This window comes from Bradyrhizobium sp. BR2003 (assembly GCF_009720285.1).
GTDB classification, from domain to species: Bacteria; Pseudomonadota; Alphaproteobacteria; order Rhizobiales; family Xanthobacteraceae; genus Bradyrhizobium; species Bradyrhizobium elkanii.
This window is the reverse complement of sequence record NZ_SMYJ01000040.1, coordinates 98,989-113,575: the sequence shown is the minus strand read 5'-3', so window position 1 is coordinate 113,575 and position 14,587 is coordinate 98,989. Positions and strand designations below refer to the sequence as shown.

General features: G+C 63.7%; 11 protein-coding genes. 3 read left to right on the top strand and 8 right to left on the bottom strand.

The features are described from left to right. Window positions 1-4: 4 nt before the first annotated feature. From E2I15_RS33260 to E2I15_RS33240, 5 genes are all read right to left on the bottom strand, one after another. Window positions 5-1,222, bottom strand: coding sequence for a substrate-binding protein (locus E2I15_RS33260; protein WP_057015630.1), 1,218 nt, complete (start codon window positions 1,220-1,222; stop codon window positions 5-7). A gap of 4 nt (window positions 1,223-1,226) precedes the next feature. Further along, window positions 1,227-2,084, bottom strand: a complete 858-nt coding sequence (locus E2I15_RS33255) for a branched-chain amino acid ABC transporter permease (RefSeq protein ID WP_018269185.1) — start codon at window positions 2,082-2,084, stop codon at window positions 1,227-1,229. Between the two features lie 42 nt (window positions 2,085-2,126). Further along, window positions 2,127-3,641, bottom strand: coding sequence for an amidase (locus tag E2I15_RS33250; protein ID WP_137482811.1), 1,515 nt, complete (start codon window positions 3,639-3,641; stop codon window positions 2,127-2,129). 272 nt (window positions 3,642-3,913) lie between these two features. Beyond that, window positions 3,914-5,098 carry a substrate-binding domain-containing protein gene (locus tag E2I15_RS33245; RefSeq protein ID WP_170991751.1) on the bottom strand — a complete coding sequence of 395 codons (1,185 nt, stop codon included), beginning with the start codon at window positions 5,096-5,098 and terminating at the stop codon, window positions 3,914-3,916. 79 nt (window positions 5,099-5,177) lie between these two features. Beyond that, a complete protein-coding gene (locus E2I15_RS33240; protein ID WP_137482813.1) occupies window positions 5,178-6,359 on the bottom strand; it encodes a substrate-binding domain-containing protein in 1,182 nt (393 codons plus the stop codon). 178 nt (window positions 6,360-6,537) lie between these two features. Between E2I15_RS33240 and E2I15_RS33235 the strand changes: the two genes are divergently transcribed. Beyond that, entirely contained in the window at window positions 6,538-6,981 is a 444-nt protein-coding gene (locus tag E2I15_RS33235; RefSeq protein ID WP_016847408.1) for a MarR family winged helix-turn-helix transcriptional regulator, read from the top strand. A 165-nt stretch (window positions 6,982-7,146) separates the two neighbouring features. After that, window positions 7,147-7,581 carry a VOC family protein gene (locus tag E2I15_RS33230; protein ID WP_137482814.1) on the top strand — a complete coding sequence of 145 codons (435 nt, stop codon included), beginning with the start codon at window positions 7,147-7,149 and terminating at the stop codon, window positions 7,579-7,581. Between the two features lie 123 nt (window positions 7,582-7,704). Here the strand turns inward: E2I15_RS33230 and E2I15_RS33225 are convergent, their stop codons facing one another. Together E2I15_RS33225 and E2I15_RS33220 are read right to left on the bottom strand one after the other, a co-directional pair. Continuing rightward, window positions 7,705-9,303: a DHA2 family efflux MFS transporter permease subunit gene (locus E2I15_RS33225; RefSeq protein WP_246668344.1), complete on the bottom strand. Its 1,599-nt coding sequence runs from the start codon at window positions 9,301-9,303 to the stop codon at window positions 7,705-7,707. A 3-nt stretch (window positions 9,304-9,306) separates the two neighbouring features. After that, a complete protein-coding gene (locus E2I15_RS33220) occupies window positions 9,307-10,404 on the bottom strand; it encodes an HlyD family secretion protein (RefSeq protein WP_246668345.1) in 1,098 nt (365 codons plus the stop codon). 147 nt (window positions 10,405-10,551) lie between these two features. Here E2I15_RS33220 and E2I15_RS33215 point away from each other — a divergent pair, with 147 nt between their 5' ends. After that, the gene (locus E2I15_RS33215) at window positions 10,552-11,181 is read left to right on the top strand and encodes a TetR/AcrR family transcriptional regulator (RefSeq protein WP_246668346.1); all 630 of its coding nucleotides are present in this window, start codon (window positions 10,552-10,554) and stop codon (window positions 11,179-11,181) included. A 250-nt stretch (window positions 11,182-11,431) separates the two neighbouring features. Here the strand turns inward: E2I15_RS33215 and secA are convergent, their stop codons facing one another. Then, entirely contained in the window at window positions 11,432-14,296 is a 2,865-nt protein-coding gene (gene secA / locus E2I15_RS33210) for a preprotein translocase subunit SecA (RefSeq protein WP_137482816.1), read from the bottom strand. Window positions 14,297-14,587 lie beyond the last annotated feature (291 nt).

The following is a 14,587-nucleotide window of genomic DNA, read 5'->3' as shown; positions in this document are numbered from 1 at the left end:
TCGCTCAGCATTCCTTGGGATCAACGAGACCGTCGCTGCGCGCAACGATCTCATAGTTCCCGCCTTTGGCAACAGCGGTGTACATCTTCATCTTGCAGTGACGCTTGCCCGGCACCATCTCCGCGGGTCCGCCCGGCCCTTCGGCGATCTTGGCGTGGTCGAGCGCGGCCGCAACGGAGTCGCGGTCGACCTTGCCTGCCTCCTTGACCGCCGCCTCCCACAGCTTGAGGCCGCGATAGGTTCCGGTGGCGGCGCTGCCGGCCGCGAACAGGAAGTTGCCGGGGAAATCCTTCTCATAGGCCGCCTGCAGCTTGGCGTCGAACGGATCTTCCTTGGTCAGCACCTTGAAATAGTCGAGACAGCTCGCGAGGCCCTCGATCTCGTTGGCCTGGTTGATGTTGAGCGTGTTCTCGTCATAGTAGACGCAGGCGAGCCGCCCGCCGTTCTTGAGGAAGCCGGCTTCATAAAGCTGCTTGAAGAACGGACCGACGCCGGGCGGGATCACGGTGTTGAAGACGACGTCGACCTTGTTGGAGATGACACGGTTGACGGTGGCCGAGAAATCGACCTGGTCGAGCGGGTAATACTCCTCGAACACCACCTCGCCGCCGTTCGACTCGATCACCTTGCGGGCGTAGACGTTGAGCGTGTGCGGCCACACATAGTTGGCGCTCGGCAGCGCGAATTTCTTGCCGCCGTTCTTGATCAGCCAGGGAATGAACGTGTCGCATTGCTGCGCCGGGGTCGGGCCGGTGCAGAACAGATAGGGCGTGCACTCCTTGCCCTCGTAGAGCTGCGGGTAGATGTAGAGCGTCTTGCCGCGCGCCACGATCGGATCCTTGATCGCGTTGCGCATCGACGAGGTTATGCCGCCGAGCACCATGTCGACCTTGTCGCGCTGGATCAGCTTGCGGACATTGCCGACCGCGACCGATTCGTTCGAGGCGGTGTCCTCGATATAGAGCTCGAGCGGCCGGCCGAGCAGGCCGCCGGCGGCGTTGATCTCCTTGATCACCATCTTGGCGACGTTGGCGTCGGCGTTGCCGGCATAGGCGATCGGACCGGTCAGGTCGGTCGCGATGCCGACCTTGATCGGTCCCTCGGCGGCGTTGGCCCAGTCGGGCCTGACCACCCAGCTGCCGACCCCGGTCGCGAGCGCGCCGGTCGCGAAGGCGAAATTGCTCATGAAGCGGCGGCGCGTGAGATTGGTGCGATCGAACATCTGGCTAAACCCCTTTTCCCGATATGAGGCCCTGCGGGCGGAATTTGATGAAGGCAATGGCGAGCACGAAGACGAGGACGTCGGCGACGACCGGAGACATCACCCATGGCAGCGCCGCGCTGAGTGTGCCGATCACACCGGCGCCGGCGACCGGACCGATGAAGGAGCCGACCCCGCCGACCATCACGGCAACAAAGCCCTGGATCAGGAAGCGGATGCCGAGATCGGCAAACAGACTGAACACCGGCACGATCAGCGCGCCGGCAAGCCCGGCGAGCGCCGCGCCGAACGCGAAGGTCGCCCCGTAGATCAGCGGCGTCGAGATGCCCGATGCGCGCGCCAGCGCCGGATTCTCCAGCGTGGCGCGGACGCGAAGCCCGAACGAGGTGCGCGCCAGCAAGAGATAGCAGGCGCCCATCACCAAGAGCGTGATCACGATGATGGTGAAGCGCCAGGCCGAGATGTGGACCGAGCCGAGGTCGATCGAGCCGCCGATCGGCTCCGGCACCGTGAGATAGAAGCCGCCGATCAGGCCGCGCACGCTCTCGCGGATGATCAGGCCGAGCGCATAGGTGCCGAGCATCGCCACGATCGGCGCGGCGTAGAACCGCCTGATGATCAGCGCCTCCAGCACGAAGCCGATCGCGCCGACCACGAAGGGCGCCGCGACCATGCCGACCCAGACCGGTGCGCCATGGGCGTAGGCCAGATAGGTCACATAGGCCCCGAGCAGGACGAACTCGCCCTGCGCGAAGTTGAAGATGCCCATCATGCTGGCGATGATGCCGAGCCCGAGCACCACCAGCACGATGATCGCGCCGAAGCTCACGATCTCGAACGCCGCGGCAAAAGTGCTAGCCATGGCGTTCGATCCATCCAGCCTGCGTCTGCAACAAGCGGCGCCTCACATCTTCTTCCAGTCGCCGGCCTGCTCGAAGGCGTGCGCGGCGCGGTAGATGGTGGATTCCTCGAACATCCGGCCGACCAGCATCAACCCGACCGGCAGCCCATCGACCATGCCGCAGGGCAGCGACATCGCCGGGTGATGGGTGATGTCGAACGGCGCGGTGTTGGTGATCATCTCGAGCGCGCGGGCGACATAGTCCTCGCGACTGGCATTGGCCGCCGGCAGCGCCGGCGCCTTCATCGGCGTGGTCGGCAGCAGCAGCAGGTCATAATCCTTGAACGCCTTGTCATAGGCGGCGGTGAGGCGGCGGGAGATGTTGAGCGCCTTGCCGTAGAAGCGCGGACCGAAGCTGTTGTTGATGTAGGTGCCGAGCATCATGAACAGCTTGGTGGTCTCCGACAGCGAATCCGCCTGGCGGCGCCAGCCGCGATGGAAATCCATCAGCGAGGTCGAATAGAGGTCGGGGCGGCTGAGGCCGTAGCCGTCGCCGAACATCATGGTCTGGGTCAGGCCTTCGGTGCCGATCGGGGTCCAGATCGCCGGGCCGACCATGTGCATCGGGATCGACACGGTGTCGACCGACGCGCCGAGATCCTTGAAGCGCTTGGCCGCCTCGCGCACGCTTTCATTGACCGCGGCCTCCGCGGTCGGCTGCTCGAAGCCTTCCTTGAGGATGCCGATCTTCATGCCCTTGACGCCTTTGCCCAGCGCCTTCGTGTAATCCTCGACCTTGGGCGCCTTGATGCGCGGATCGTAGCCGTCGTCGCCGGCGATCACCTCGAGCAGCAGCGCATTGTCCTCCACCGTCGCGGTCATCGGGCCGGTGTGGTCCACGAATATCTCGATCGGCATGATGCCGGTATAGGGCACGAGGCCCCAGGTCGGCTTCATGCCGTAGGTGCCGCAGAACGAGGACGGCATGCGGATCGAGCCGCCCTGGTCGCCGCCGATCGCCATGTCGACCTCGCCGAGCGCGACCACGACGCCGGAGCCCGACGACGAGCCGCCGGCCGAGTAGCCCATCTTGTGCGGATTATGCACCGCTCCGTAGGAGTTGGTGTGGCTGCCGCCGGACAGGCAGAAGTGCTCGCAATGGGTCTTGCCGGCGATCTCGGCACCGGCATCGAGCATTCGCGTGACGATGGTGGCGTCGAAATCGGGGATATAGCCTTCCAGCGTCGACGAGCCGTTCGTCATCGGCACGCCGGCCAGCATGATGTTGTCCTTCAGCGCCACCGTCTTGCCCTTGAGCTTGCCGGACGCCGCGCCCTTTACGGTCGACTTGTAGTACCAGGCGTTGCGCGGGTTTTCCTCCGCCGACGGGCGATAGCCCGGCGTGCGCGGGTATTTCACCGCGGGCAGTTCGTCCGGCATCGCGGCGATCACGTTGTAGGCGTCGATCGAGCCCTGCATCAGGCCGCGGAACGAGGCCACATCCTCATCGGTCAGTGACAGGCCGCACTGCTCGGCGACGGCACGAAGTTGCGTTGGCGTGGGAAGGACGACGGTCACGGCGCTCTCCTGATAGCTTTTGATCTTTGGATTTGATCCCTCGAGGCAGGTGCAGCGGCGCGTTGTCCGCGCGAACCGCTCACCCCATTGCTGTATTGAAAACGGAAATATTTTCCTTTTCAAGTATTATTTCGCAAGCTCCCTCTCCCGCTTGCGGGGGAGGGTCGGGGTGGGGGCGTCTCCACGAATCATATGGTGGAAAGAGCCCCCACCCGGATTGCATCTGCGATGCAATCCGACCTCCCCCGCAAGCGGGAGAGGTGAAGGAAGAATCAGATCGGCTTGATCACCCTGAAGTCGAGACCGTCGGCTTCGGCAAGATACATCGGCATCCGGGCGTGGCCGCTGCGCACCGTGACCGGACCGCGCGGGCCGCGATAGACGAGGTTGTCCGCCGCCGCGAGCAGCGGCCGGATGTCCAGCGTGCCGGCGCGCTTGGCGGCGGCCTCGAGCAGGCAGAACCCTTCATAGGCGGACTCGCTGCACGAGCCGACCGGCGGCGCGAACGCACCGAACATCGCTCGATAGCGCTCCCTGAAATCGTCGCCTTCGCGCGAGCCGACGGAGGGGAAATAGCCGGAAGCGCAGTACAGGTTCTCGGTCTTGTCGGCGCCGATGCCGAGCAGCGCCGTCTCGTCGAAACAGCCGGCAAAGCGCAGTGTGGTGGCGGCGAGGCCGGCATCGGCGAAGGCGCGGTTGAAGGTCACGCTGTCGGTGCCGATCAGCGAGATCAGCACGACATCGGGCTTCGCGGCACGGATGCGCTCCAGCTGCGCTTCATGATCATCCTCGCCGACCGGCACGAACTCCTCGCCGACCACCTGGCCGCCGGTCTCCTTGATGTAGCGCTTCACCGCGCGGTGCGACTGCCATGGCCAGACATAGTCGCTGCCGATCAGGTACCAGCGCGAGGCGCGCTTCGCCTCGGCCAGCCAGTGGATCGACGGCCGGTTCTGCCAGCGCGGCGTCTCGCCGATCGCGATGACGCCGGGCGTCCGCTCGCCGCCCTCATAGACCGGCGTGTAGATGTAGGGGATCTTGCTGCGGGTGATCAGGCCGCGCAGCGCGACGCGCACCGCGCTGGTGTGCATGCCCATGATGAGATCGACGTCGTCGGACGCGATCGCCTGCTCGGCGCGGTCGAGTACCTCCTCGATCGGCCCGCCGGCGTCATAGACCGAGAACTCGATCTCGCGGCCGAGGATGCCGCCGCGCCGGTTGATGTCGGCGACCGCGAGCTGCGCGCTTGAGGTCGCGGCCGGTCCCCACATCCCGGGCGAGCCGGTGCAGCAGACGAAGCCGGCGATCCGCAGCCGGCTGCGTGCGCCGCGCGGACCGAAACCGTCCCGATCCATCGGGGAAAACACCCGATCGGACCGCGCCGACGTCAGGTTCCGGAACAGCAGGGATGGTGGGCATGGAAGGCCGCCATACCTGTTGCTTGAGGCTCGGGCCATGACGTAGGGCGTCGAATGCACACCTGCTCCTGTCTGGCACCGGCAAGCCGCGCGGCGAGCGCGGCGTCGCCCGGTCCATCTAGATCGTCCTGATCACATTGAAGTCGAGACCGTCGGCCTCGGCAAGAAAGATCGGCATCTCGGCGCGGCCGTCGCGAATGGTGACGGTGCCGCGGGCGCCGCTGTAGACGAGGTTGTGCGCTGCGGCGGACAACGGTCCGATCGACAGCGAGCGCGCCTGGTTGGCCGCCGCCTCGAGAAAGCGCATCCCCTCATAGTTCGACTGCCCGACCGAGCCGATCGGCGGCGCATGCTCGCCGAACATCGCGCGGTAACTGGTCCGGAAGTCGTCATTGGCGCGCGAATCGATGCAGCCGAAATAGCCGGAGGCGCAGAACAGGTTCTCGGTCGAGTCCGGGCCGATGCCGAGCATCACGGTCTCGTCCATCGCGCCGGCGTAACGCAGCGTGGTCGCCGCAAGCCCGGCCTCGGCGAAGGCGCGGTTGAAGGTGATGCTGTCGGTGCCGATCAGGCTGATCAGCACGACGTCGGGCTTGGCGGCGCGAATCCGCGCCAGATGCGGCTCGTGATTGTCCTCGCCGAGCGGGACGAATTCCTCGCCGACGACCCGGCCGCCGGCCTCCTTGATGTAGCGCTTCACCGCGCGATGCGACTGCCAGGGCCAGACATAGTCGCTGCCGATCAGGTACCAGCGCTGCGCCTTCTTGACCTCGGTGAGCCAGTGGATCGCCGGCCGGCTTTCCGCGCGCGGCGTCTCGCCGATCGCCATCACCCCCGGCGTCCGCTCGCCGCCCTCATAGACCGGCGTGTAGACATAGGGGATGCGGCCGGCTGTGACCTTGCGCAGCGCGAGGCGCACCGCCGAGATATGCGAGCCCATGATGACGTCGATCTCGTCGAACGCGATCGCCCGCTCGGCGCGGCGCACCACCTCCTCGATCGGGCCGCCGGCGTCGTACATCGACAATTCGACCTCGCGGCCTCGGATACCGCCGCGCCGGTTGATCTCGGCGACCGCGAGCATGACGCTGTTGGCGGAAATAGGCCCCCAGATCCCGGGAGCGCCAGAGAAGGTGATGAAATTGCCGATTCGAAGCTTGCTGCCGGTGCCGCCACGCCGCGACGAGCCCGGCTTGACGGTCAAAGCGAGATCGGCCGCGCAGGACGACGGGTTTCGAAACAGCAGCGGCGGCGCGACGGGCATGCCGCCATACGCCTGGAAAGAGACCGTCGAGAGCACGCCAACTCCTGTCTGGGAAGCAGTACGCAACGCAGCCAGCGGGCGGTCGCGGCATCCGCCCCTTGGTTGGGGGAATATCCTAGGTGAAAATATTGAATATTCAACAATTGAAGTGCATATAGAAACGGCATGAGTTGCCGGACATTCATTCACCGGGTCAGGAACCAGGTCTCACGCCGTGGCTAAACCGCCGAAAGAAAATTCCCCGATCACCGAACATCTCGCCTACCTGCTGGCGCAAGCCAACCGGGAGATCAACCGGCAGTTGGAGACGCGGCTCGCGAAGGAAGGCGTGCCGGTCGAGCAGTGGCGCATCCTGAAAGTGCTGTCCGACGGCAACGGCCACTCGATGGGCGAGCTTGCGGATGCCGTGCTGCTCAACCATCCGACGCTAACCAAGATGATCGACCGCATGGTGTCGGACGCCCTGGTCTATCGCGTCCAGGATCCCAAGGATCGCCGCAAGGTGCTGATGTTCGTCTCCGACCGCGGCAAGGCGCTGTGCCGGCGGCTCAACTCGCTCGCGGTGAGCCAGGAGGAGCACATCGTCGAGAGCTATGGCGACAAGTCGACCACCGAGCTCAAGCGCCTGCTGGAAAGCCTGATCGGCAGCGCCAATTGAGGCCGCGCCGGCCCGGCGCATTCCTATCGAAACCATCGAAAAAAGACCGGCAGGAAATGTCGGGATGCGGCGGTTTGGTGCGTCCTTGGGGCGCGCCCTGCGGCGCAGCCTTCGCGCGCCGTCGCGCAGGCTTCCCCGATCGACAATTAGCGAGGACTTCCCGTCATGACTTCGATCACGCCGTTCCTCTGGCTCGACAACAACGTCCGCGATGCCGTCGCCTTCTACAAATCGGTGTTTCCGAACGCTGAGATCGAGACCGTCAGCGATTTCATGGCGACCTTCGAGCTCGAGGGGCAGCGGTTCCACGCGCTCAATGGCGGGCCACAGCACAAGTTCAACGAGGCGGTGTCGTTCTTCCTGAGCGTCGAGACCCAGGAGCAGGTGGACTACTTCTGGGAGAAGCTCGCCGACGGCGGCCAGGAATCGCGCTGCGGCTGGCTCAAGGACCGCTTCGGCCTGTCCTGGCAGGTGATCCCGTCAGCGCTCGGCCGCTATCTCAGCGATCCCGACCGCGCCAAGGCCGACCGCGTCATGCAGGCGATGCTCAAGATGCAGAAAATCGTGATCGCCGATCTCGACAGGGCCTACGCCGGGTAAGCTCTCCCTGCGTTAGCCCTTGCGATACGGCCCGTGCAAGCCGCTGGTTGTGCCAGCGGCAGCGCCGACCTGCCGCGGCTCGCCTTCACATCGATCGGGTGTGACTGCGGCCAGACTTGTCTCTCATGGCGTGGGTCGATGAGGAGAAACGCGATGCAGCATGATCTTGGCCAGGATCAGGACTGGAGCGGCACCGATAAATAACAGCGCGACCGCCAGGAAGCATTCGTTGAATGACACGGTTGCGACTTGGCGTCCGAATTCCTGCTGAATGACCCTGATCGCGGCTTGCCCCGCATCTTCGGGGTTGAAGCCTCTCGAAATCAGCGCCATCTCGATCGCTTCCCGACGCTGAATGAAGGCCGGATTTCCAGGAGTGATGAATTGGGAGAGCACAGTCCTGTTCAGCACGTTCTGATGATCAAGATAAGTCGCGAGCCAGCCGATCCCGACCTGGCCTCCCAGCTGGCGGCCCACATTGAACAAGGCAATTCCGTGAGCGAGAGCCACGCCGTTCAATCCGTTGAGCGTCACGAGCGTGAGAGACACGAACAGCAAACCCAAGCCAAAGCCGCGGAGGAGCAGGATGGCAACCAGATCGGGTAATCCGCTTTGCGAGGTCGATCCCGACATCATCCACATCGCCGTCATGAAACAGAGGATGCCAATCGGGATTGGCCTCGTAGGATCAAGCGATCTGAACTGGATCGCCGAACCTGCCGCGAGCAGGCCGGCGCACACGCAAAGTCCACTCGGCAACAGCAGAAAGCCCGCATAGCTCGGCGAGAAATCAAGGACGTTCGTGGCGAAAGCCGGGATGATAAACGCACTGCCGAACAGCGCGCATCCGGCGATGAAGCTCACCAGAAAGCCGAAACTGAAATGCTCGTCTCTAAAGGCGCCGAAGTCGATCAACGCGCCACGGCGCTGCGACGCAAATTGCCAGACGACGAATGTCACCGTGGCGATCGTGGCGACAATCGTGAGCACGACGATTTCGGGCTCATCAAACCAATTGTATCGGCTGCCTTCCTGGGTGACGAACACGATCGCCGTCATGGCGGTAGCCATAAGGCTGACGCCGATCCAATCGAATGGCGTGCTTTCCGTTCTAGGTATGCCGGCGAGGGGGAGCAAGAGAGCGGCTATCAATCCGCAGAGTGCGAGCGGGAAACTGGCCCAAAATATCCATGACCAGCTTCCGGTATCGACTGCCCATCCCTGGAGCGCCGGCGTCAACGTCGTCGGCGCCATGATGACGCTGAATGCAAAGGCCGCTTGCACGGCGCCCTGCTGCCGTCGTGGAAAGGCTTCGAACAAGACAAATTGGCTGCAGACGAGCAGCACGGCACCGGCGCTCCCCTGGAGAATGCGCCACATGATGAGGACTTCGAAGTGGTTGGTCATCGCGCAGCCGACCAAGCTTGCGAGCAGTACCGTCGTGGCAGCAAAGATGAGCTTTCCCGAAGTCACCCGAAGGCAAAGCCAGGCGGCGACCGGAAAGCAGGTGAGCTTTGCCGCGAGGTAGGCCATGTTGACCCATGCGATTTCATCGGGCGTGGTGTGGGTAGAATCCATGAGGTGGGCCCGCGCGATCACCAGCACCGTGCTGTTGATGGCATCGATGGCTGTGGCAAGGATCAAGAGGAGGAGCACCCATCCTCGCAGGGCAGATCGCTCACCTGAAGAGGCCTCCGCCACAGATTGCGCAGAGGTGCTCATGACCTAGTTCGCCTCGCGAAAAAGCGATGCCGTGGCATCCTCAGGCGTGCGGCCTGAGGCTGGCTTCGCATGCGTCGTCAGGTCGACCGACACGTCCACGGACATTCCCGGAACAAGTCGGCCGTGTAAGGCGTTCGCATGGTCGAGGCGGATCTTGACGGGAACACGCTGTACAATCCGCACGAAATTTCCGGTCGCGTTATCGGGCGGAATGAGGCTGAACGCGGCACCACTGCCCGGTGAAAGGCTGTCGATCGTTCCACGCATTCTGACATTCGCGTAGCCGTCGGCAGTTATCTCGGCCGGCTGCCCGATACGCATCCGGGAAATCTGAGTTTCCTTGAAGTTGGCGACCACCCAAACGCGGTCAACTGGAACGATCGAGAGCAGACTTCCGCCGGGGCGAACATACTCGCCAAGCCGGACCCGGCGATTTCCAACGATGCCGGCGACCGGAGCGCGGATAGTGGTTTCGGACAAAGCGATCTCAGCAAGCGAAAGGCCGGCTCGGGCCTCGGCGAGACGCGCCGCGAGTTGAGCCGATTCTGACGCGAGCACTGCCTCTTGCTCGCGCGCTGCGGTGATCGCTGCGTGGCTGCGCGCCAGCGCAGCTCGCGCTCGGCTTTGATCCGCAATGGCAGTGTCGTGGACACGGACAGAGACTGCGCCGGTTTGCAGCAGATGGCTGGTCCGACCGAATTGACGTTCGGCAAGATCCAGATCCGCTTGGGCCATCTGGGATGACGCCTCAGCTTCGCGAACGACTGCCTGCTGCAGGTCCTTGCGTCTCGCGAGGTTCTCGATGGCCGCCTGGACTTGGCTAACCGAAGCCGCAGCCCGGTCCCGCTGTGCGCGATAATCCTCGTTCGCGATTCGGACAAGGATGTCTCCGGCTGAGACCGCCTGATTGTCGTGTACTGCGACTTCCGCGACGTAACCTGAGACCTTCGTCGCGATCGCGGTGATATCGCCGTGGATATACGCGTTGTCCGTCGTCTCCGTCGATTGGGCGTGCTCCCACCACTCCCATCCGATCCCAACCGCCAAGATCGTCACTGAAATGACCGCCCCGACGATCATACGGCGTCCAATTCGCTTCATTTCAAGGCTTCCTTGCGTCGACCAATCGATCTGGTACGGTACTGTACCGTACCTAAATGAAAGATGCAGGTCAAGATGAGAGGGTTATGGTTGGAAGGGCTAGCGCGACGCGACGAACAGCGGCTGGCGGCAGAGAGGTGTCCAAACTTGGCTGAAGTTGATGATCCTTCGAGCGGCTCGGGGAAGAGGGATGCGCGACGCGCGGAGTTTCTCGAGGCGGCGACTGAAGTGTTTTTTCGTTCCGGCTTTGCTGGAGCAAGCGTCGACGAGGTGATCGCGAAGGTCGGAGGATCGAAGCGGACGATCTACAGCTATTTCGGCAACAAGGAGCAACTGTTCGCGACGATCGTGGGGGAGATTTCGCAGCGCGCCATGGCGCCTCTCTCGGAGGGCACGTTCGAACGCGACGACCTTGAATCAACCCTTTACGAGGTCGGCAGAAGGTACATCGACGTTGTCATGTCTCCGGAAGCCCTTCAGCTTTACCGTACCGTCGTCGGCGAGGGCGCGCGCTTCCCTGATCTGGCGAAAACCTTCTTTGCCGCCGGCCCGGGTCGGGCAAGCGCTCGGCTGGCTGCGGTTCTTCGCGAGAACGCGAAGCAATGGGGCCTTCAACAGCGCGATTGCGAAAGGCTGGCCGAGCACTTCCTTGGCATGATCCGCGACGATCTGCACCTTCAGGTCGTTTTGGGATTGCGACCGCCGCCGACATCCGCCCAAGCCGAAGCGGCTGTTCGATCGGCTGTTCGTATTTTCATGGTCGGCGCGGCTCGGTGAGCGACGGGCACAAAGGCTTGAACAGAAGCCGGAGCGCCCCGCGCGATATCGATGTCAGAGGCGAAAGAACGGTTGCCCAACCCGACGACGTGACCACTCTTGAGGACGCAAGCGGACGGGCGCAACGCAGTGCGTCGCGCCCGTTATTGTGCTCTGGTTCAGATACCGATGCCTGCGGGCACCCGCTCCGGATAGCGAAGACCACATTGCACCACGTGCGTGCCTGAGATGGCCACCGGCGCTCGACAGCTTACGCGTACCGTCCGTGACAATGCTTGTACTTCTTGCCTGATCCGCAGGGGCAGTCCTCGTTGCGGCCGACCTTGCCCCAGCTTGCGGGGTCGTTCGGATTGCGGTCGGTGGCAATCATCCCCGGGGCCAGCGAGGCCTGGGCGTAGGTCGCCTCGGTCAGGCGGGCCTGCGCGAACTCGTCCTCGCCGGTGTTGGGATCGAGCTTGTGCGCCTCCATCAGCGGCAGCGGCTGCGGCGGCTCTTCCGGCGGCAAGATCTCGACCCGCATCAGCTGCGCGGTGACGGCCTCGCGCAGATGCGCGCTCATCTCCTGGAACAGGTTGAAGGCTTCGGTCTTGTATTCCTGCAACGGATCGCGCTGGCCATAGCCGCGCAGGCCGATCACCTGGCGCAGATGGTCGAGCATGATCAGGTGCTCGCGCCAGAGATGGTCCAGCGTCTGCAGCAGGATGGTCTTCTCGACGTAACGCATCACGTCGGGACCCCATTGCGCGACCTTGGCCGCCATGCGCTCGTCGACATGGGTCTCGATGCGGGTCAGCAGCTCCTCGTCGGCGATGCCCTCTTCCTTGGCCCATTCGTCGACCGGCAGATCGACATCGAGCACGCGCTTCAGCTCGTCCTTGAGGCCCGCGGTGTCCCACTGCTCGGCATAGGCGTGCTCGGGAATGTATTTGGCGACCACGTCCTCGACGAAGGCATGGCGCATGTCGGTCACGGTCTCGACCACGCTGTCGTCCTTCATCAGGTCGACGCGCTGGTCGAAGATCACCTTGCGCTGGTCGTTCTGGACGTTGTCGAACTTCAAGAGGTTCTTGCGGATGTCGAAGTTGCGCGCCTCGACCTTCTGCTGCGCCTTCTCGAGCGCCTTGTTGATCCAGGGATGGATGATGGCCTCGCCTTCCTGCAGGCCGAGCCGCTGCAGCATGCTGTCGAGCCGGTCGGAGCCGAAGATGCGCATCAGATCGTCTTCCAGCGACAGGAAGAACTTCGAGCGGCCGGGGTCGCCCTGACGGCCGGAGCGGCCGCGCAGCTGGTTGTCGATGCGGCGGGATTCGTGACGCTCGGAGCCGATGATGTAGAGGCCGCCGGGCTTCTTCACGGTTTTCGCGGGCTTGTTGCCCTTGGCGGGCTCGACCTCGAAATCCTCTTCCGCCTTCAGCACGATCTCGCGGAAGCGCTCGATGTCGGCCTTGATCTGCTCGATCTTCTTGGCCTTCTCGGCGTCATCCGTGATCCCGGCGGTCTCCTGCTGGATCCGCATCTCAAGCGAGCCGCCGAGCTTGATGTCGGTGCCGCGGCCGGCCATGTTGGTCGCGATCGTGATCGCGCCCGGCACGCCGGCTTCCGCGACGATATAGGCTTCCTGCTCGTGGAAGCGCGCGTTCAGCACCGCGAACAGCTTTGCCGGCTTGCCGGCGCGCGCCGCGGCGTAGAGCTTCTCCATGCCGGATTCGGATGTGAAGTCGATCTGCTTGTAGCCGTGCTTCTTCAGGTACTCGGCCAGCACTTCCGACTTCTCGATCGACGCCGTGCCGACCAGCACCGGCTGCAGCCGCTTGTTGGCGCGCTCGATCTCGGCAAGGATCGCGGCGTATTTCTCGTTCTGGGTGCGGTAGACCTCGTCGTCCTCGTCGAGGCGCGCCACCGGCAGGTTGGTCGGAATCTCCACGACCTCGAGCTTGTAGATGTCGAACAGTTCGTCGGCTTCGGTCAGCGCCGTGCCGGTCATACCGGACAGCTTCTGGTACATCCGGAAATAGTTCTGGAAGGTGATCGAGGCCAGCGTCTGGTTCTCGGGCTGGACCGTGACGTGCTCCTTGGCTTCCAGCGCCTGGTGCAGGCCTTCCGAATAGCGGCGGCCCTGCATCATGCGGCCGGTGAACTCGTCGATGATGATGACCTCGTCGTCGCGGACGATGTAGTCCTTGTCGCGCGTGAACAGCGTGTGCGCGCGCAGCGCCTGGTTGACGTGATGCACGACGGAGACGTTCTCGACGTCGTACAGCGAGTCGCCCTTGAGCTGGCCGGCGTCGCGCAGGAGGTTCTCGAGCTTCTCCATGCCGGCTTCGGTCAGCGTCACCGTGCGCTGCTTCTCGTCGACCTCGAAGTCGGCGAGCTTGCTCAGCTGCGGCATGAAGGTGTCGATCGTGTTGTAGAAATCCGACCGGTCGTCGAGCGGGCCGGAGATGATCAGCGGCGTGCGCGCTTCGTCGATCAGGATCGAGTCCACTTCGTCGACGATCGCGTAGTAGTGCTCGCGCTGGACCATGTCCTCCAGGCGGTACTTCATGTTGTCGCGCAGATAGTCGAAGCCGTATTCGTTGTTGGTGCCGTAGGTGATGTCGCAGCCATAAGCGGCCTTGCGCTCGGCGTCGTCGAGGCCGTGCACGATCACGCCGGTGGTCAGCCCCAGGAACGAATAGATCTGGCCCATCCAGCCGGAGTCGCGGCGGGCGAGGTAGTCGTTGACGGTGACGACGTGGACGCCCTTGCCGGCGAGCGCGTTGAGGTAGACCGCGAGCGTCGCAACCAGCGTCTTGCCTTCGCCGGTCTTCATCTCGGCGATGTCGCCCTCATGCAGCACCATGCCGCCGATCAGCTGAACGTCGAAATGGCGCTGGCCGAGCGTCCGCTTGGCGGCCTCGCGCACCGTGGCGAAGGCCGGAACCAGGATGTCGTCGAGCGTCTTGCCGCTGGCGAGCTGCTGCTTGAATTCGGCGGTGCGGGCCTTGAGCTGATCGTCCGTCAATTTGACGAGCTCGGGCTCCAGCGCGTTGATGGCGTTGACGCGGGACTGATACCCCTTGACCCGACGGTCGTTGGCGGAGCCGAAAAACTTGCGGGCGAGCGCGCCGATCATGCGAAATTCCTGTTCTTCGGTCTCGGGTTCGGTCTTCGTTCAGTCTTGAAGTTCGGTCTGGATTACAGCCTGAGATGGTCCGCCGGATCGCCTATCAACTCACCGTGACGCGCTACGGTTCGAGCCCCGGCCCGGAGCTCCTCCGCCAATTGAGTGGGAAACAGGCCATCCTGGGTTCAACGGCAAAAAACGCAGCAAAATAAGCGTTCTCACCGCTGACGCGGTTGGCCAGAGATATGGCCCGGTCGGGGGGTTGTCAACGCTGGCAAGATGTCAAGGAATTCATCATTT